Here is an 18,550-nt window from a genome sequence, read left to right on the forward strand (position 1 = left end):
TAGGGTTGATCGCATCATCCCTCGGGATCAGGGTTCGCTCTGTCAGGCAGGCGACAATCCAGGAGTGTTTATGCAAATACGTTCACGGCTGATGAGCGGCCAGTGGTTCAGTCATCTGCCGGCGTCCTTTCAGGATAGTCTGTTGGCTACGGCCCGGGAGCGGCGGCTGACGGCAGGGCAGCGGCTGTTCCAGCGCGGTGATCCACCGTGCGGTTTATACGCGGTGCTCGACGGCGCCGTGCGTATAGGCGCGGTGAGCGAGCAGGGCAAAGAGGCGTTGTTGAGTCTGGTCGAGGCGCCGCACTGGTTCGGCGAAATCTGCCTGTTCGATGGCCAGCCGCGCACCCATGACGCCTATGCAGTCGGGCCGTGCACCTTGCTCAATATCCCTCATGCGACGTTGCTCAAACTGCTCGACGAACACCCGGTGTACTGGCGGCATCTGGCGCTGCTGATGAGCCATAAACTGCGCCTGACCTTCATCAATCTCGAACAACTGAGCCTGCTGCCAGCCCCGGCACGCTTGGCCCATCGCTTGCTGATGATTGCCGAAGGCTACGGCGAGCTCGATGCGCCACGCCGCGTTCTACAACTGCCGCAGGAGCAGTTGGCATCGATGCTGTCGCTGTCGCGGCAGACCACCAACCAGATCCTCAAGGATTTCCAGGGGCAGGGGATTATCGGACTCGGGTATGGAGAGATCGAAATCCTTGATGCCATGCGATTGCGCGCTCTCGCCACGATCTAGGATCTAACACCGAACCATTGTAGGAGTGAGCCTGCTCGCGATAGCGGTCTGTCAGTCACAGATTGATCAACTGACAGATTGCTATCGCGGGCAGGCTCACTCCTACAGGGGCATTTGTGTAGGGCTCAGGAACCGCGATAGGTCGAGAAACCGTACGGGCTGAGCAGCAGCGGGATGTGGTAATGCTGATCGGTCTGCTTCACTTCGAAGATCACCGGAATCTCCGGGAAGAACGTGTCGTGCTTGACCTTCTTGAAGTACTCGCCGGTCTTGAATACCACCCGGTATTCACCCGCTTCAAAAGGCTGTTTGGCCGGGAACAATTCGGCAATTCGCCCCTGTTCATTGGTCGTGCCTTGAGCCAGTGGTTGCCAGTTCTGGCCAACGTGTTTCTCCAGTGTCACATTGATACCCGGCGACGGCAGGCCGTTTTCCAGGTTGAGCACGTGCACGCTCAACGGGTTGCCGGCGGCGAGGGCTAGACTTGAAAAAGCGCTCAGGCCGAGCGCGGCGAAGGTCATGCGCAAAGTGCTCATGGATGAATCTCCTTATTGGGAACGGGTAGTGGCCAGACCGGTTTTCTCGGCAGCCTTGATCGCACAGTTTTCGTCTTGCTCGCCGCCGCCGGAACCGGCCACGCCCATGGCGCCCACCAGTTCAGATCCGAGGAACAGCGGAATCCCACCGCCGAGCAAGAGCAGCTCGTCGAGGGTGTTGAGGTTGGCGGTTTCCGGATTGCTGCGAGCCCGTTCGGCAAACAACCGGGTCGCTGTTTTGGTCGACAGTGCGGTGTACGCCTTGCGCTGGCTGGCGGCGGTGTTGTGCGGGCCGACACCGTCGCCGCGCAGGGTTACCAGTAGATTGCCGCCACGGTCGAGCACCGACACCGTGCCGGTGCAGTTGACCATGGCGGTGTCGGCGAGCAGCCGTGCGGTTTTCAGGTCGAGATCAGCGTGACGCGGCAGCTCAGGACTGGCGGCAGCGACGCCACTGAGGCCGATCATCAGGCTGGCTACAAAGTATTTGATGGTCATGGACAGGCTCCAAAAGCGAAGGTCGCCACCTTAATCGCCGCTCTTCGTCAGAACCTCGTCAGTCTGATTACAAGTTTGTAATGGGCAACGCCTTCGAAGGCGCCTAGCCTGTGTGCCTGATCAATCGAGGTGTGCCATGCGTTTGCTGGTCGTAGAAGATGAAGCCAAAACCGCGAATTTCCTCGCCAAAGGCCTGGGCGAGTCGGGTTTTGCCGTGGACGTGGCGCTCAATGGCCTCGATGGGCGCTACTTTATCGAGCAACAGGCATATGACCTGATCATCCTCGACGTGATGCTCCCCGGCCTAAATGGCTGGCAGCTGCTGCAACTGATCCGTCAGCGCGGCGCCACACCGGTGTTGTTCCTCACCGCCAAGGACGCCATTGAAGACCGCGTACGCGGCCTCGAACTGGGCGCTGACGATTACTTGCTCAAGCCATTCGCCTTTGCCGAACTGCTCGCGCGGGTACGCACGTTGCTGCGCCGCGGGCCGATGCGCGAAGCCGAGTCCTACAACATTGCCGACCTTGAAATCGATGTATTGCGCCGCCGCGTCAGTCGCGGTGGCCAGCGCATCGCCCTGACCAACAAGGAATTCGCCCTGCTGCAATTGCTCGCCAGCCGTCAGGGTGAAGTGCTGTCGCGCACGCTGATCGCCTCGCAGGTGTGGAACCTGAATTTCGACAGCGACACCAACATGGTCGAAGTCGCGGTGCGGCGTTTGCGTGCGAAAGTCGATGACCCGTACATGCCGAAACTGATTCACACCGTGCGCGGCGTCGGTTATCAACTGGAAGCCCCCGACGATGCGCTCTAGATCGATCGCCTGGCGCCTGGCGCTGGCGTTCGCATTGGTTTGCGCCGTGGTGTTGAGTGCTATCGGTGTGTTTCTCTACCGTTCGCTGGCCTCGGAAATCGCCTACCGCGACGACCTCGCGTTGCTCGGTCGACTGGAGCAAGTGCGCGCGTTGCTCGCTGACAGCGACAGCCTCGATGCCTTGCAGGCGCGGCCACGGCTGTATCAGAACATGCTCGGTAATCTCGACAGCCTGTTGCTGGTGCGCCGCGCCGACGGATCGAGCGTGATCGCGATCAATCCACGGCAACGCGAGTTGCCCGCGCTGAGCGCGATCCCCCGCGAGCAAACGCCGCAGCGCCGTGATGTGTTGACGTGGCAAGCGCCGGACGGTGCCGAACTCGCGCTGTTGTCCGGCGAAGCGCAGGGGCCGAACGGCGAACCGCTGACCGTGATCGCCGGCAAAGTGCTTAGCGAGCGCGAACAGATGCTCGGCAGCTATCGCATGCGCTTGTACCTGTCGGTTGGCCTCGGTGCGTTGCTCGCCTTTGCCTTGGGCTTGCTGTTGCTACGCCGTGGCCTGCGACCGTTGCGGCAGTTGAGCGAAGCGGTACGCGGTATCGATCTGCGTAGCCTCGATCAACGCTTGCCCGCCACCGGCACGCCCGCCGAACTACTTGAGCCGGTGCAGGCGCTCAACGGCATGCTGGCGCGGCTGGACGACAGCGTGCAGCGCCTCTCGCAGTTTTCCGCCGACCTCGCCCACGAGATACGTACGCCGCTGCACACCTTGTTGGCGAGCAACGGTCAGGCGCTGAATCATCCGCGCAGCACCGAGGAGTATCAGGAAGTCCTCGCCTCGAACATGGAAGAGTTCGAACGGCTCAAGCGCATGGCGGAAAACCTGATGTTCCTTGCCCGCGCCGAGCAGGCCGAGCGCGCGCTCAATCTGCAAACTCTGGATTTGTGCAGCGTTGGTGGTGAGCTGTGTGATTATTTTGAAGCGTTGGCGGATGACCGCGACCTGCGGCTGGACAATCAACTGCATGGCGAACTGCGTGCCGATCAGCAGTTGCTGCAACGGGCGCTGGGCAACTTGCTGGCCAATGCCGTGCGTCATGCTGACTCCGAAACCGTGATCAGCCTGCGCCGGCGTGACGAGTCGGGCTGGTGCTGGTTACAAGTGCACAACCATGGCCCGGCCATTGCGTCGGAGCATCTGGGCAAACTGTTCGACCGTTTCTATCGCGTCGATCCTGCACGGGCAGAGCCGGGGGATTCCGGTGGGTTGGGGTTGGCGATTGTGCAGTCGATCATGCAGTTGCATGGTGGGCAGGTGCGGGTCAGCAGTGATGCTGACGGCACCGTTTTTGAGTTGGGGTTTATGGTGAGCAATTGAGTAGTTCTTGATCACTTGTAATTAGGCTAATCTTGTCGAATGGCCGCATCAAATTCGATGCAAAATAAACAAATATCTTAATTTGCACCGTATTTGATGCAGGAAATCGCATGGAACAGCTTGGCGAATTGATCAAAGCCCTGCGCAAGGCAAACAAAATGACCCAGCAGGCGCTGGCTCAGCAATACGGAATGAGCCGCGCGACGATTTCGGGGATCGAAAACAACACCATTGCCGAAATCGGCCTGCGCAAAGTCGAAGCGATCCTTAACGGGTTTGGCTATGAGCTGACAGCGGTTCCACGTCAGTCTCGCCGCCCGACACTCGATACGCTACAAAAGGTCAACTTCCATGAGTGAGTCGTCGGATCGATTAAACGTCTGTGTCGGCGGGCAAGCGGTGGGAACGTTGGCGCGCGGGAAAGATCGAGTCCACAGCGTCTTCAGTTACCGCGAAGAAACCAGTGCTGAAAATGCCGTGTCACTGACAATGCCGTCCCGGCTGGAAAGTTATGGTTGGGAGCATGGCATTCATCCGGTTTTCGAGATGAATCTGCCCGAAGGTGCCCTTCGTGATGAGCTGGTTCGGCGCTTCAGCAAAGCGGTTCGCGGCTTCGATGACTTTGCATTGCTGGCCATTGTCGGCCCCTATCAGCTCGGTCAGTTATCCATTGCCAGCGCATCGTTGACGGATCGCCCGCGTGAAACATCGCTGGCCGATCTGCTAGTGCACGATGGAGCGCAAGGCTTGTTCGAGGATCTGTTGCAAACCTATGGCCAGTATTCCGGAGTGTCTGGGGTGCAGCCCAAAGTGCTGGTGCGTGACAGTGCGGCTGCGATTGATCGTCTGACTCATCGCGGATCCACTCACTTGGTTAAAGCTTTTCGCGCCGATGAATATCCGCAGCTGGCAACCAACGAGTACTTTTGCATGCGTGCCGCGCAACACTGCGGGCTAGAAGTACCGAAGTTCGAGCTCAGCGAACATGGCAAGTTTCTGGTTATCGAGCGCTTTGATTTGAGCGCTTCGGGCTACCTGGGTTTTGAGGACTTTTGCGTGCTCAACGGTTGGCCGTCGAAAGCCAAATACGATGGTTCTTACGAAGGCGCAGCCCGGCAGATCAAAGCGTTTGTTTCACCCGCGCTGCTCAATCATGCGCTCGAAGCATTTTTCAAAATTGTGGCGTTGTCTGCAGGCCTGAAAAACGGCGACGCGCATTTAAAAAACTTCGGCGTGCTTTACGAAAGCTGCGGCGAGGAATCGTCAATCAGACTCGCGCCCGCATACGACATCATCACCACATCGGTCTACATAAAGAACGACAGTATGGCGTTGCTCTTGGGTGGCTCGAAGGCTTGGCCCAAGCACAAAATGCTGATGCGGTTCGGTCGTACGGCCTGCAATCTGACGGAGGCGCGTTGTAATCAATTACTGCAGCAAGTCGCTAACGGTATGCAGGTGGCAATGGGCGAAATGGCGGAGTACGGCGCCAGTCATCCGGCGTTCGCCGCAATGGGTGCTGCGATGATCGAACAATGGTCATCCGGTATGGAACGCAGTCTGGCTAAAGGCTGACGATCAGCGCAACCCATCACGAAACTGCCCCGGCGTCAGCCCCGTCCAGCGTTTGAACGCGCGGCTGAAACTGCTGGTGTCGGCGAACCCGAGCAAATAACTCACCTCACTCAACGAGCACTGCGGATCGCGCAGGTGCAGCAGCGCCAGATTCTCACGGCTCTCATTGAGCAATGTGTCGAAGCGACAACCCTCATCCGCCAAGTGCCTTTGCAGGCTGCGCAAACTCAGGTGCAAGGCCTGGGCAATGCGCTCTGCACTTGGTTCACCTTCCGGTAATTGTTCTTCAATCGCATCGCGCACTTTGCGTTCCCAGGTCAGCGGCTGGAGCTGGGCCATGGTGCGTTTGAGCACCGCTTCATTGTGTTCGGCGAGTTCCGGATTGGCGTCGTCGAGGTGGCTGTCGAAGTCGGCGAGGGCGAACTCCAGGCGATCCTCGAGGCAGCCGAAATGCACCGGAGCGCGAAAGACTTTGTGCCATTGGTGCGCATCGCTCGGTTCCGGGCGGCGCAGGTACACAGCCAACGGTGCGTAATCACGGCCAAGGCGATTACGGCAGGTGCGCACGTAGATCGCGGTGAAGGCGTCGATGGCTTCGAAGGCTGGCGCGGGATTGCCTGACGGAATTTTCAGACGAAATTGATAGCGGTCGTCGCCACGACTCAGCTCCAGTTCCAGCGCATCGCTGACCACCGGGTGATAGCGCACGATGCGTTCGAACACTTCACGCAGGCTACCGCTGGCCACCAGTGCATAACCGAGCGCGTGGAACGTAGTTGGACTGACGAAGCGTGACACGCGCAAGCCAATCGCCGGGTCGCCGCTGACCTGCACGGCAATTTCCCACAGGCGCGTGGTGCCGGACAGTGGATAGCGCGCGTTGGGATCATCCATCAAGCTCGGATCGAGCCCGGCCTGTTGACACAGGGCAATGCTGTCCAGCCCCAACGCATCGAGTTGCTTGCGCAAGGCACGGGTCCAGCTGGCGAGGGAGGTCGGTTCCTTCATGCTGATTGGCGCTTCCGGTCAACAGGTTGGCGTTCTCGGCTACCGCAATTGAAGCGTTGGCGAGGCACGATGCGAACATCATAAACCCGAGGATGGAAGCATGGACGGTACTTCTGCAAGTCCCCAACGACACAATGCGGCCCAGCGATCAGCGCATATTCGCCAAGTGGTGCTGGCCAAAGGCGTCGAACTGCGCGAACGCTACCCGATTCTCAAGCATCAGGATGCGCTGGGCGCGGGGATTCTGGCCTTTGCCCTGATCGGGATGATCGGTTCGGCTGCGCTGTACATCACCGGCCATATGGCGTGGTGGGTGTGCTTGTTGCTCAACGCGTTTTTTGCTTCGTTGACCCATGAGCTGGAACACGACCTGATCCACAGCATGTATTTCCGCAAGCAACGCGTGCCGCACAATTTGATGATGGGGTTGGTGTGGCTGGCGCGACCGAGCACGATCAATCCGTGGATTCGTCGCCATCTGCACCTCAATCACCACAAGGTCTCCGGCACTGAAACCGACATGGAAGAGCGCGCGATCACCAACGGCGAACCGTGGGGTTTTGCACGTTTGCTGATGGTTGGCGACAACGTGATGTCGGCGTTCATCCGCATGCTGCGAGCCAAAACCTGGGCGCACAAGTTCAGCATCATCAAGCGCACGCTCAAGGTCTACGCGCCGCTGGCGCTGGTGCATTGGGGCGCGTGGTATGTGTTTCTCGGTTTTCATGCGGCCAATGGCATTGCGTATCTGCTGGGCGCGCCGATTGAATGGTCAGCGACGACGTTATCGGTGATGCAGGTAATCGATATCGCCGCCGTGGTGATCATCGGCCCGAACGTGTTGCGCACCTTTTGCCTGCACTTCATCAGCTCGAACATGCATTACTACGGCGATGTCGAGTTGGGTAATGTGTTGCAGCAGTGTCAGGTATTGAACCCTTGGTGGTTGTGGCCGTTGCAGGCGTTCTGCTTCAACTTTGGCAGCAGTCACGGGATTCATCATTTTGTCGTGAAGGAGCCGTTTTATATTCGCCAAATGACGGTACCGGTGGCGCATAAGGTGATGCGTGAGATGGGTGTGCGGTTCAATGATTTCGGCACGTTTGGGCGGGCGAACCGGTTTGTTCGTCGGGATGAAGTTGCGGTGTCTGGTGAGGCGGTGGAGGCCTGACAAACTGCCCTCACCCTAACCCTCCCGAAACGTCGGACCGCCCATAGGGAGAGGGGACTGATTGGGGGATATTGAAGAGTTACGCCGACGTGAAAGAGCTTCGTTGAATCCATAATCGACCCGATTTTTCAGGTCGATGTTTGACGAAAGACACCTCGGTCGGCCCCCTCTCCCTCCGGGAGAGGGCTGGGGTGAGGGGCTTTTGATCTTCGCCTCAATCCGGCTGAAACGGCGACTCACTGAGAATCACCCCGGTCTCCTCGACATACTGCTGCCAATGCCCGATCAACGCGCTGAGCTTCTCCGGCCGACTCAACGCCAGATCATGAATTTCCCCCGGATCACTGCTCAAGTCATACAGCTGCCAGGTCGCCGGCCCGATCGGCCCGGGGATCCACACCGCTTTCCACGACCCCTGGCGAATCGCCCGACGCCCGAACAATTCCCACCCCGTCACCGTGTGCTCGTCATGCACCTGAGCAGTCTCACCCGACAAGAACCCCAGCCACGATTTGCCACGTAACGGTGCGACCGGTTTTCCGTGCCACAACTTGCCCGGATGCCGCACACCCGCCAGATCGAGAATCGTCGGTGTGACGTCCATCACCGTGCCGAAACCATGGCTGATCTGCCCTTTGATCGCCAATTGCGGATAGTGCAACAGCGCCGGCACGCGAATCCCGCCTTCAGTGGTAAACGCCTTGAACAACCGTGACGGTGCGGTCGCCACCTGTGCCCAGTTCGGCCCGTACCAGACATAGGAGTTAGCCCGGCCAATGTTGTCGAGGCTGTTGTCGTAATGCTGGCTGAGGTACGTCACCAGTTCCGGACCGAATTTGGGGAACGCTTCCAGCAGTGCACCTTCGGCACCGTTGTCGGACATGAACAGGATGAACGTGTTGTCGAGCTGCCCCTGCTGGCGCAGATAATCGACAACCCGACCGATGTTCCAGTCCATGCGCTCGACCATCGCCGCGTAGACTTCCATGGCCCGTGCGGAAATCTGTTTTTGCTCATCGCTCAACGCGTCCCACTGCTGGGTCAACTGAATCAGTGGATGCGGCTCGACGTCTGGTTCGATCAGGCCGAGGGCTTTGAGTTTTTCCAGGCGTTCCAGGCGCAGCACTTCAGGGCCGGCGTCATAGCGGCCACGGTATTTCTCGACGATGTCGGCGGGCGCCTGCAGCGGCCAGTGCGGTGCGGAGAACGGCAGGTAAGCGAAGAACGGCCGGGTCTGGTCACGCTCCTTTAGGTACTGCAGCAACTTGTCGCCGAAGGCATCGGAGGAATAGAAATCCTTCGGCAATTCGTCGAGAAACGTGTCGTCCTCGATGTACAGCGCCGGAGTGGATTTCAGCAGGCCGGGTGTTTGCTCATCGTAGGTTGGCTCGAAACCGTAATGGTTGGCCGCGCCCGGCAGCAGCGAAAACGAACGCTCGAAACCTCGCGCATGCGGCGCCAATTCAGCCTTCAAACCGAGGTGCCATTTGCCGCTCATCAATGTTTGATAACCGGCCTCGCGCAGCAACTCCGGCAGCGCCACCACCCGATCGTTGAGATAGCCCTCATAACCCGGTTTACCGATCAGTTCCGGCGTCAGCGTTTCGGCCATGGTGCCGATCCCTGCGATGTGGTGGTCGGTGCCGGTCAGCAGCATCGAGCGGGTCGGCGAGCAGGTCGGTGCGGTATGAAAATCGGTCAGGCGCAGGCCATTGTTGGCCAGGGCATCAAGGTGCGGCGTGGCGATTTCGCCGCCGAACGCACCGATGTCGGAGAAGCCTAAATCGTCGGCCAGAATTACCAGAAAGTTGGGACGTTGCGGCATCGCAAAACTCCTGTTCAGCAGGCAATGAACGTCAGCGGCAGATCGCGGATCTGCACCGGTACGCTCGGTTGGTAATGGTCGTCACTGGTCAGCTCGTGCAGCAGCTCTTCACGCAACTGATGGAAGTCGAAACTGCTGCGCTGGCGCGGGTGCGGAAGGGCGATGTCGACCACCTGCTTGATCCGTCCCGGACGCGGCTCCATCACCACCACGCGGTCGGCGAGGAAGATCGCTTCTTCGACGTCATGGGTGACGAGGATCGTGGTGATTTTTGCGCGCTCGCGGATCGCCAACAGCTCGTCCTGCATCTGCTGGCGAGTCAGCGCATCGAGCGCGCCGAACGGTTCGTCGAGCAGCAGAATTCTTGGACTGGCAACCAGGCCGCGAGCAATCGCCACACGCTGCGCCATGCCACCGGAGAGTTGGTGCGGATAAGCGCGGGTGAAGTCGCGCAGGCCGACCAGATCGATGAAGTCGTTGATCCGCTGCTGCTTTTGCGCAGTGCTCAGCGGCTCGTTGACCAGACCCAGACCGATGTTGTCGGCGACGGTCAGCCACGGGAATAAACGGTGTTCCTGAAAGACAATGCCACGTTCGCCGCCGATGCCGCTGACGGCTTTGCCATCCACGGTAATCTGCCCGCGAAACTGCGTATCAAGGCCCACCAACAAGCGCAGCAAGGTCGATTTGCCACAGCCGCTGGAGCCGACAATGGCGACGAATTCGCCCTCGGCAATGTCGAGGTTGAATTCGCGAATCGCCTCCAGTTCGAAACCGTCGACGTCGAAGGATTTGCCTACGTGATTGAAGCTGACAATCGGTGCGTTCATGCGTGTCTCCAGCGGGTCGCGCGAATTTCCAGGCGTTGGCCAATGAGGTTGAGCAGGGCGCCGGTGAGACCGACGAAAAGCATGCCGGCCATGATCAGGTCCATGCGCAGCAGTTGTTGTGCGCCAATCATCTGGCTGCCGATGCCGCCATTGGACGGCATGAAATATTCGGCGCCGATGGTGCCGAGCCAGGCGTAGATCAGGCTCAGTCTGAGCCCGGCGAAAATCCCCGGTGCGGCGCCCGGCAGTACCAGTCGACGCAGACGCTGGCCGAGGCTCAGGCGCAGCACTTGTGCGGCTTCGTTGAGTTGCGGTGAGAGATTGGCGACGCTGCGTTGCGTGGCGATAAACAGCGGGAAGAAGGCGGCAAGGGCGACGAACACCCACTTGGCCAATTCGCCGAGACCGAACCATGCGGTGAGCAGCGGCACCCAGGCGAAAATGGCGATCTGGCGGATGGCCGCGAGGGTCGGGCCGAGCAGGCGTTCGCTGATGTTCGACAGACCCAGCAGCAGGCCCAAGGCAAATCCGAGACCGCCGCCGAGCAACAGGCCACCAAGTGTGCGGCCGAGACTGAGGGCCATGCCGCTGATCAACGTGCCGTCGAGCACGCCAGCCCAAGCCGTGCTCAAAACGGCCAATGGGCTGACCAGAATATTGGCGTCGACCCACTGTTGGTCACTTGCCAATTGCCACAGTGCCAACAAGCCCAGCGGTAGCAGCCACGGTTGCAGCCGCTGCCAGCCGTCATAACGCGGGCCGCGACGAATTTCGGCGGTGGCCGGATGCGGCCAGTGCACCAGTTTCTTGTCCAGCAGACCGATGCCGCGATCCATCGCCACGCCGATCAAACCGATGACGACGATGCAGACGAAAACGATGTCGAGCATGAACAGTTGTCGCGCCCAGACCATCAGGTAGCCGATGCCTTCACTGGAAGCCAGCAGTTCGACGGCCAGCAACGACGTCCAGCCGGCGGCCAGCGCCAGGCGCACGCCAGCCATGAACGCGGGGAGGGCGGCGGGCAATACCAGGCGCCGAATCAGCAGGCGTGGCGGCAGGCGCAGAACAGCGGCGGCTTCACGCAATTTCGGCTGGGCATCTCTTACGCCGACCAATGTGTGCAGGGTCACCGGCACCACGATCGCTTTGATCAGCACCACCAGTTTCAGCACTTCGCCGATGCCGAAAAACACCATGAACAATGGAATCCACGCCAGCGTCGGTATTTGCGACAGGCCGGCGAAGGTCGGGAAGATCAAACGTTCAAGACGCTGACTGAAGCCCAGTGCTGCGCCGAGCAATGCACCGGCCGAAACCCCGGCAAGCAGGCCCCAGAACAAACGCTGCAGGCTGATCCACAAATGGCTCCATAACTCGCCTTGAGACAGCTCGACAGCGCTGTTCCAGACCAGCGACGGCGCCGGCAAGATCTGCTCGCTCATCCATTCATTGCGTGCGGCCAGCCACCATAGGGCGAACAAGCTGAGCGGCAGCAGCCATGGCAACAGGCGCTGGTTCAGGCTGGGCCAGGTACGGCGGCTTTTCAGCGGCGGCGCGGGGAGTGGAAGACTGAGCAAGGATTGGCGGGCCATGGGTGACCTCCGTTGTCGGGTTGGCTCAAGATCAAGATCAAAAGATCGCAGCCTTCGGCAGCTCCCACGGGGGAATGCGTCCTTGAATTGACCCCTGTAGGAGCTGCCGAAGGCTGCGATCTCTTGCGGTATTAACTAAGAGCTAATGGTTATAAATAATCTTCAATAAGTTGTTTTTAGAGATAAGCAGCGCCATTTAAGGCCTCCAGCCCACGCGCATCCAATGCATTCGAAGAATATTTTCGATGCTGTTAATGCATACGCCGCTGCGAGCCACGGCGCTGCTCGCTTAGCGCTAAAAGCTATAAAAATGTGCATTTATAGTATTTAAGCGTAGGTAGTCATTCGGCCTACTTTCGGCTCCTCAACGCCCGTCGTGATCAAGGAGCAGCACCCATGAACCTCCCCTTCAAACGTGTTTTCAGTCTGTTTGCCGTTCCTGCTCTGGTGGGCCTGCTGGCGTTTACCGCGCATGCCGACGAACTCAAGGAAATCAGAATCGCCGTGCCCGACCTGAGCGCGGGGACTCAACACAGTGGCGGCGGTGTGGTCGACGTGCTGCGTGATCAGCAGATCTTCGAAAAGGCCTTTGCCGATCAGGGCATCAAGATTCAGTGGAGTTTCTTCAAAGGAGCGGGACCGGTGATCAATGAGGCGTTTGCCAACGGTCAGGTTGATCTGGCGTATCTCGGCGATCTGGCGGCAATCATCGGCAAGTCCAATGGCCTGGATACTCGCTTGCTCAGCGCCAGTGCGCGTGGGGTGAAGCAGTATTTGGGGGTGGTACCGGGTTCGGGGATCAAGACTTTGCAGGATCTCAAGGGCAAGCGCGTGGCGATCTTCCGTGGCACCGCGACGCAGTTGTCGTTTGATGCGGCGCTGGCAAGCCAGGGCCTGAGCGAGAAGGATCTGAAAGTCATCAATCTGGATTTCAATGCAGCGGTCGCGGCGTTGGCAGCCAAGCAGATCGATGCGTCATGGGGCAGCTCCGGGTTGACCGCATTGCAGGCCAAGGGGCTGGCCGAGTTGCCGCTGAACACTAAGGATCTCGGTGGCGCAGGCAGCGTGCAGTCGGTATTGGTCGGCACGGGCAAGTTTGTCGACGCGCACCCGGAGGCGGTGGCCAAGTTGCTCAAGGCGCAACAACAGGCCGTGGAGTGGCTGACGCAGGACGGCAACAAGGCCGCTTACGTGCAACTGGTCTCGGGTTTGGCCAGCTATCCGCCGGTGATCCTGACCCAGGATCTGCAGGATCAGAGGTTGAGCGAAGTGTTCCCGTCGACGCTGGATCCGGTGTTCCTTGGCAGCCTGCAGGACAAAGTGGATCTGGCGGCGCAGCAGAAGCTGATTCGCAAGCCGTTCAAGGTGAATGATTGGGTGGCGCCTGAGCTGGCAGCGGCCAAGCTCTAACGTACACCGATCGTTCCCACGCTCTGCGTGGGAACGCATCAATGGACGCTCTGCGTCCACTTTGGGACGCGGAGCGTCCCGGGCTGCATTCCCACGCAGAGCGTGGGAACGATCCCCTTAAACAGCGACGCTGATTTCCTGCCGATCCACCGCCACCAATGTCTCGATCATCGCCCGTGCCGCCGGCGACAGGCGAAACCCGGTACGACTGACAATCCCGCAACGCGCATTCATGCTCTCCAGGTTCTGCGGCAAATTACGCCAGTGCAGCAACACCAGCGAACCCTTGGCAATGTCCTCGACAAACGCCTCTTCCGTACCGACGCCAATCGCATTCGATTGCAGCACCACCTTCACCAGCGCCGGAAAATGCTCGGTCTCGATGGTCGGGGAAAAATCGATGCGGCCGCTGAGGTTCGCCAATAATTTGCGAATCCCCGGCGGGATCAGCGTGGTCGCCAGCGGATAGTCGAACATGTCGTTGGTCGACAGGCTTTCCTTGGCCAGCAACGGGTGTCCCGGGCGGCAGAAAAATACCCCGCGTTTGGGTGTCAGTGCCTGGGTCTGGAAGTTCGGATCGGACTCGAAATGGCGAATGTCGGCGATAAAGAATTCGATCTCTTCACGGCTCAACGCGCGGCTGAGTTTTTCCCAGTTATCCACCTGAAAACAGGTGCGCACTTTCGGGTGCGCGTTGATGAATTGCGCCACGGCGTCCGGCACCAGTTTCACTGCTGGCGCCGGGCCGCAACCGAAGTGCACTTCACCGGCATCGAGCTTGGTCATCTGCGTCACTTCGGCACTGAGCAGCGCCGCGCCTTGCACCAAGCTCAGGGCGTGTTGCAGCACCACTTGGCCCTCGGGTGTAGGGCGCAAATCCTTGTTGCCGCGATCCACCAGCACGCAGCCGAACTCCTGCTCGAGCCCTTGAATACTGCGGCTGAACGCCGGTTGAGTGATGCCCATCGCGTCGGCCGCGCGGACAAAACTGCGGTGTTCGTTGAGGGCGATGAAGTAACGCAACTGGCGAAGATCCATATGCTTTTCCGGCATCCTAAAAATAGCTCGAAGGCATTTGCGACGAGGGTTGCTAGAGGTTTTAAATGCAAGCTCTTATTCCGTCAACGAAGCATGTGAATATCTATTAGATGTAAATGGAATATAGATAGAGCGTTGTTTCGCTGCCGTTAAAAACCGTAAGCAGTCGATGAGGGTCTACCCATGAGCAATGCCGCACTCGCAGTAAAACCCGCTGTCCACGCGCTGGAGATTCATCCGGTCGCCGGTCGTATCGGCGCCGAGATCCGTGGCGTGCACCTGTCCGGTGAGCTGGGCGCCGCCACCGTCGAAGCCATTCAACAGGCGCTGGTTCAGTACAAAGTCGTGTTCTTCCGTGAGCAGACCCAACTCGATGATCAGCGTCAGGAAGCCTTCGCCCATTTGCTCGGCGAGCCGGTGGCGCACCCTACCGTGCCGTCGCGCGAAGGCACGCGTTATCTGCTGGAGCTGGACGGTGCCGAGGGCCAGCGCGCCAACTCCTGGCACACCGACGTGACTTTCGTCGACGCCTACCCGAAAGCCTCGATCCTGCGCTCGGTCGTCGCGCCGGCATTCGGCGGCGACACCCTGTGGGCCAACACCGCGACGGCGTACAACGGCTTGCCGACCGAACTGCGTGAACTGGCCGACAAACTGGTCGCCGTGCACAGCAACGAATATGACTACGCCAGCGCCAAGCCGGACGTCTCGGCGGAGAAGCTTGAGCGCTATCGCAAGGTCTTCACGTCGACCGTTTACGAGACTGAGCATCCGGTGGTGCGCGTGCACCCGATCAGCGGTGAGAAGAGCTTGCTGCTGGGGCATTTCGTCAAACGCATCAAGGGTTACTCGCAAGCGGATTCGGCGCATCTGTTCGGGCTGTTGCAGAGCCATGTGATTCGCCAGGAAAACATCGTGCGCTGGCGCTGGAAGGCCGGTGATGTGGCGATCTGGGATAACCGCTCGACGCAGCATTATGCGATTGATGATTACGGCACGCAGGATCGGGTGGTGCGTCGGGTGACGTTGAAGGGTGAAGTGCCGGTGGGCGCGAATGGGCAGCGTAGTCAGACCATCAAGGGTCGTGATTAAAGATCAAAAGCCCCTCATCGGAACGCCGCCCGCCCAGCCCTCTCCCCGAGGGAGAGGGAGCCGACCGAGTTGTCTCGCGTTATGCATCGACCTGAAAGACCCTATCGATTATGGATTCGATGAAGCTGGATCAGGTCGGTGTACCTCTGAAATATCCCCCATTCAGTCCCCTCTCCCTCTGGGAGAGGGTTAGGGTGAGGGGCTCTTCCCGCTACCAGACACCAATCTGAACAACCTTCTCCGACTCCGGCTCACCATAACGAAACCGCTGCCCGCGCAAATCAATTTCCTGATGACTGATGGTCGTGCGCCGCTTCAACCCCCGCACCCACTCAAACAAATACCCTGCATGCTCCTCGCGCACCCCCGCATACGCCGGATCCTCGCCCAAATCCCGCAACTCCTGCGGATCATTCAACAGATCAAACAGCTGCGGCCGAAAGCCGTCGTACGCCAGGTATTTCCAGCGCTCGCTGCGCACCATGGTCATCCGGCAACGATCGATCGGCTGGCCCAGACGCTCCCGCGCCGGCGCCTGGAAGGCATAGTCGTATTCGCTGATTGCATAGCGGCGCCAGTGCGGATTTTCGCCGTGCAGAAGCGGGATTAACGAACGCCCTTCAAGCCGATGCTCCGCCCCCGGCAATCCCAGTGCTTCAAGAAAGGTCGGCAATGCATCGATGGTTTCCGCCAGTCGATCTTCCACCGTGCCGCGCGTGACATCCGCCGCCGCCCGAGGATCACGCACGATCAACGGCACGCCCACCGCCTGCTCCAGCAAAAACTCCTTCTCGCCCAACCAGTGATCACCGAGAAAGTCGCCGTGATCGCTGGTGAACACGATCAATGTGTCATCCCAGCGACCGTTGCTCTGCAAAAAGTCGAACAGCCGTCCGAGTTGATCATCCACCTGCTTGATCAGACCCATGTACGTAGGGATTACAGTCAATCGTACTGAATCGCGGGAAAAGTTGAGGCTTTCCTCATGCTGGCGAAAGGCAGTGTATACGGGGTGTTTGCTGGCTTCGGAGGGTGTCGCGCGGATCGCTTCGAGAATCGATTTCGTACTGTACAAGGCGTGGTACGGCGCTGGTACGATGTAGGGCCAGTGCGGTTTGATATAGGAAAGGTGTAAACACCACGATTTCTCGCCTTGCTCGGTGATGAAGTCGATGGCTCGATTTGTAGTGTAGACAGTCTCTGAGTGTTGCTCGGGAATTCGTGCTGGCAAATTCGAATGACGCATTTGCCAGCCGCTGAGGATTTCACCGTGCTCGCCTTCGGCGGCGTTGGCCCAGTCGTGCCAGGGGTTTTTGCCGTCGAAACCCTGCTCGCGCAGGTAATGGGTGTAGGGCGCGGATTCGCGTTTGTCGTCGAACAGCGGGTCGTCGGGGTAGATGCCGTCGTGGCGCATGTAAGGTTCGAAACCGACTTCGTTGAGGATTTCGGCCTGTTCGCTTTCGGGATTGATTGCCAGGCGTTGCAAGGCATCGACATTCGCCGTGGCGTGGGTCTTGCCGACCAGCGCAGTACGAATGCCGTGCGGGCGCAGGTAATCGCCGATGGTCAGTTCTTCCAGCGGCAACGGCACGGCGTTCCACGCCACTTGATGGCTGCTGACATAGCGTCCGGTGTAGGCCGACATCCGCGACGGGCCGCAAATCGTGCCTTGGGTGTAGGCGCGGCTGAAACGCACGCCGGCAGCGGCGAGGCGATCGATATTCGGTGTGTGCAGATGCGGATGGCCGTAGCAGGACAGGTAATCGCGGCGCAGTTGATCGCACATGATGTACAGCACGTTGTGCACGGTGTTTGGCGGGGTGGGCATGGGGTTCACCGGTCAATGGGACAGGCGAGGGTTTTCGCTTTCGGTGGGGGTGTTCGGCAAGTGCATTTGGGGAATGGGTTTTATGCAGGAAATGCATCGGCGCCTGCACTGCCGCTATCGCTGGCAAGCCAGCTCCCACAAGTATTAGGGGTGTTCACATGGTTTGTGCTCGGCGCGAATCATGTGGGAGCTGGCTTGCCAGCGATAGCGCTGGATCAGACAGCGAGATTCTGCAGCGAGCAAACCTCCTCATCCTGCTGATCAATCTCTTTTATCTGCTCGATCATTGCCTCGGCCAACGGCGACAACCGATACCCCGCGCGGCTGACAATCCCATAGCGGGTGTACAACTCCTCAAGATCATCCGCCAACCCTTCAATGCGCAAACACACCAACTCTCCCTTGGCTTGATGCAGCGCATCGGAATATGCCCCGACAATGCCGATCGCCTCCGAACGCAGCACCACACTGAGCAGACTCGAACTGTTTTCACATTCGACATTCGGGGTGAAATCCGGCCGCCCACTGAGGTCAACGATGACCTTGCGCAAGTTCGGCGGACGAATGCTCACCGCCAGCGGATAGCTCATCAATTGCTCTGCGCTGACCTTATCGAAACCCGCCAGCGGATGCCCCGCACGGCAACAGAAATGCCATTTACGCGGCCGCAAGCGGTGCGTCAGATAATCCGGATCCGCCTCGAAGTAGCGTGTGTCAGCGACAAAGAATTCGAACTCCTCGCTCATCAGTCGCTTGCTCAGACTCTGCCAGTCATCGACCTGAAACTGCACCCGCGCTTTCGGATAGCGGCCGATGAAGCTGCCAATCGCCCGAGGGATCAAACCCGCCGCCGGCGCCGGCCCACAACCGAAGCGTAATTCCCCCGCTTCCAGCCCATTGAACTGACTGATCTCGTTGGCCATCTGCTGCGCGCCACTGACCAGTCGCCGCGCGTGTTCGAGCAATACCTGGCCCTGTTTGGTCGGCGGCAATTCCTTGCGTCCGCGATCGACCAACTGACAGCCAACGCCGTGCTCGAGTGCCTGAATGCTGCGGCTGAACGCCGACTGCGACAGGTTCACCGCCTGCGCGCCAGCCACAAAGCTGCGTTGTTCAGCCAGGGCGATGAAGTGACGAAGTTGACGCAAGTCGATATGCATTTTTCACATAAAAAATATCCGGGAAATGCATTGGATATGCA

Annotated in this window: 17 protein-coding genes; 8 read left to right on the forward strand and 9 right to left on the reverse strand. The window is 59.3% G+C overall.

Annotated features, from left to right (window positions below):
- The first annotated feature begins 70 nt into the window (after positions 1-70).
- Positions 71-748 carry a Crp/Fnr family transcriptional regulator gene (locus J0G10_RS02010; RefSeq protein WP_220557282.1) on the forward strand — a complete coding sequence of 226 codons (678 nt, stop codon included), beginning with the start codon at positions 71-73 and terminating at the stop codon, positions 746-748.
- A gap of 125 nt (positions 749-873) precedes the next feature.
- Here J0G10_RS02010 and uraH read toward each other — a convergent pair whose 3' ends face one another.
- The gene (uraH, locus tag J0G10_RS02015; protein ID WP_093440416.1) at positions 874-1,284 is read right to left on the reverse strand and encodes a hydroxyisourate hydrolase; all 411 of its coding nucleotides are present in this window, start codon (positions 1,282-1,284) and stop codon (positions 874-876) included.
- A gap of 12 nt (positions 1,285-1,296) precedes the next feature.
- The gene (locus tag J0G10_RS02020; RefSeq protein ID WP_095125242.1) at positions 1,297-1,782 is read right to left on the reverse strand and encodes a GlcG/HbpS family heme-binding protein; all 486 of its coding nucleotides are present in this window, start codon (positions 1,780-1,782) and stop codon (positions 1,297-1,299) included.
- A 136-nt stretch (positions 1,783-1,918) separates the two neighbouring features.
- Between J0G10_RS02020 and J0G10_RS02025 the strand changes: the two genes are divergently transcribed.
- The 4 genes from J0G10_RS02025 to J0G10_RS02040 all read left to right on the forward strand — a co-directional run bounded on the left by J0G10_RS02025 (position 1,919) and on the right by J0G10_RS02040 (position 5,552).
- Positions 1,919-2,599, forward strand: coding sequence for a heavy metal response regulator transcription factor (locus J0G10_RS02025; protein ID WP_095125243.1), 681 nt, complete (start codon positions 1,919-1,921; stop codon positions 2,597-2,599).
- Complete coding sequence (locus J0G10_RS02030; protein WP_220557283.1) at positions 2,589-3,977, forward strand: heavy metal sensor histidine kinase; 1,389 nt, start codon at positions 2,589-2,591, stop codon at positions 3,975-3,977. The genes J0G10_RS02025 and J0G10_RS02030 overlap by 11 nt, the downstream gene beginning before the upstream one ends.
- A 110-nt stretch (positions 3,978-4,087) precedes the next feature.
- A complete protein-coding gene (locus J0G10_RS02035; RefSeq protein WP_095125245.1) occupies positions 4,088-4,336 on the forward strand; it encodes a helix-turn-helix domain-containing protein in 249 nt (82 codons plus the stop codon).
- Entirely contained in the window at positions 4,329-5,552 is a 1,224-nt protein-coding gene (locus tag J0G10_RS02040; protein WP_095047057.1) for a type II toxin-antitoxin system HipA family toxin, read from the forward strand. The genes J0G10_RS02035 and J0G10_RS02040 overlap by 8 nt, the downstream gene beginning before the upstream one ends.
- Positions 5,553-5,555: 3 nt before the next feature.
- Here J0G10_RS02040 and J0G10_RS02045 read toward each other — a convergent pair whose 3' ends face one another.
- Positions 5,556-6,560, reverse strand: a complete 1,005-nt coding sequence (locus tag J0G10_RS02045) for an AraC family transcriptional regulator (protein WP_095125247.1) — start codon at positions 6,558-6,560, stop codon at positions 5,556-5,558.
- 100 nt (positions 6,561-6,660) lie between these two features.
- Between J0G10_RS02045 and J0G10_RS02050 the strand changes: the two genes are divergently transcribed.
- Positions 6,661-7,731, forward strand: coding sequence for a fatty acid desaturase (locus tag J0G10_RS02050; RefSeq protein ID WP_095047059.1), 1,071 nt, complete (start codon positions 6,661-6,663; stop codon positions 7,729-7,731).
- Positions 7,732-7,945: 214 nt separating this feature from the next.
- On the opposite strand, the gene J0G10_RS02055 is transcribed toward J0G10_RS02050, so the two are convergent.
- From J0G10_RS02055 to J0G10_RS02065, 3 genes are read right to left on the reverse strand one after another with little or no spacing between them, the layout of a single operon-like run.
- Entirely contained in the window at positions 7,946-9,556 is a 1,611-nt protein-coding gene (locus J0G10_RS02055) for an arylsulfatase (RefSeq protein WP_220557284.1), read from the reverse strand.
- A 14-nt stretch (positions 9,557-9,570) separates the two neighbouring features.
- Positions 9,571-10,386, reverse strand: coding sequence for an ABC transporter ATP-binding protein (locus J0G10_RS02060; RefSeq protein ID WP_220557285.1), 816 nt, complete (start codon positions 10,384-10,386; stop codon positions 9,571-9,573).
- Positions 10,383-11,981, reverse strand: a complete 1,599-nt coding sequence (locus J0G10_RS02065) for an ABC transporter permease (RefSeq protein WP_220557287.1) — start codon at positions 11,979-11,981, stop codon at positions 10,383-10,385. The genes J0G10_RS02060 and J0G10_RS02065 overlap by 4 nt, the downstream gene beginning before the upstream one ends.
- A gap of 396 nt (positions 11,982-12,377) precedes the next feature.
- Between J0G10_RS02065 and J0G10_RS02070 the strand changes: the two genes are divergently transcribed.
- Positions 12,378-13,391 (forward strand): ABC transporter substrate-binding protein, encoded by a 1,014-nt coding sequence (locus J0G10_RS02070; protein ID WP_095047062.1) that lies wholly within the window; start codon positions 12,378-12,380, stop codon positions 13,389-13,391.
- A gap of 117 nt (positions 13,392-13,508) precedes the next feature.
- On the opposite strand, the gene J0G10_RS02075 is transcribed toward J0G10_RS02070, so the two are convergent.
- On the reverse strand, positions 13,509-14,429 hold the full coding sequence (locus J0G10_RS02075) for a LysR family transcriptional regulator (RefSeq protein WP_093440454.1): 921 nt from the start codon (positions 14,427-14,429) through the stop codon (positions 13,509-13,511).
- 183 nt (positions 14,430-14,612) lie between these two features.
- Here J0G10_RS02075 and J0G10_RS02080 point away from each other — a divergent pair, with 183 nt between their 5' ends.
- Positions 14,613-15,521, forward strand: coding sequence for a TauD/TfdA dioxygenase family protein (locus tag J0G10_RS02080; RefSeq protein WP_095047063.1), 909 nt, complete (start codon positions 14,613-14,615; stop codon positions 15,519-15,521).
- Between the two features lie 211 nt (positions 15,522-15,732).
- Here J0G10_RS02080 and J0G10_RS02085 read toward each other — a convergent pair whose 3' ends face one another.
- Together J0G10_RS02085 and J0G10_RS02090 are read right to left on the reverse strand one after the other, a co-directional pair.
- Complete coding sequence (locus J0G10_RS02085; protein WP_220557288.1) at positions 15,733-17,349, reverse strand: alkaline phosphatase family protein; 1,617 nt, start codon at positions 17,347-17,349, stop codon at positions 15,733-15,735.
- 215 nt (positions 17,350-17,564) lie between these two features.
- Positions 17,565-18,509: a LysR family transcriptional regulator gene (locus tag J0G10_RS02090; protein WP_095125252.1), complete on the reverse strand. Its 945-nt coding sequence runs from the start codon at positions 18,507-18,509 to the stop codon at positions 17,565-17,567.
- Positions 18,510-18,550 lie beyond the last annotated feature (41 nt).

Source organism: Pseudomonas germanica (assembly GCF_019614655.1).
GTDB classification, from domain to species: domain Bacteria; phylum Pseudomonadota; class Gammaproteobacteria; order Pseudomonadales; family Pseudomonadaceae; genus Aquipseudomonas; species Aquipseudomonas neuropathica.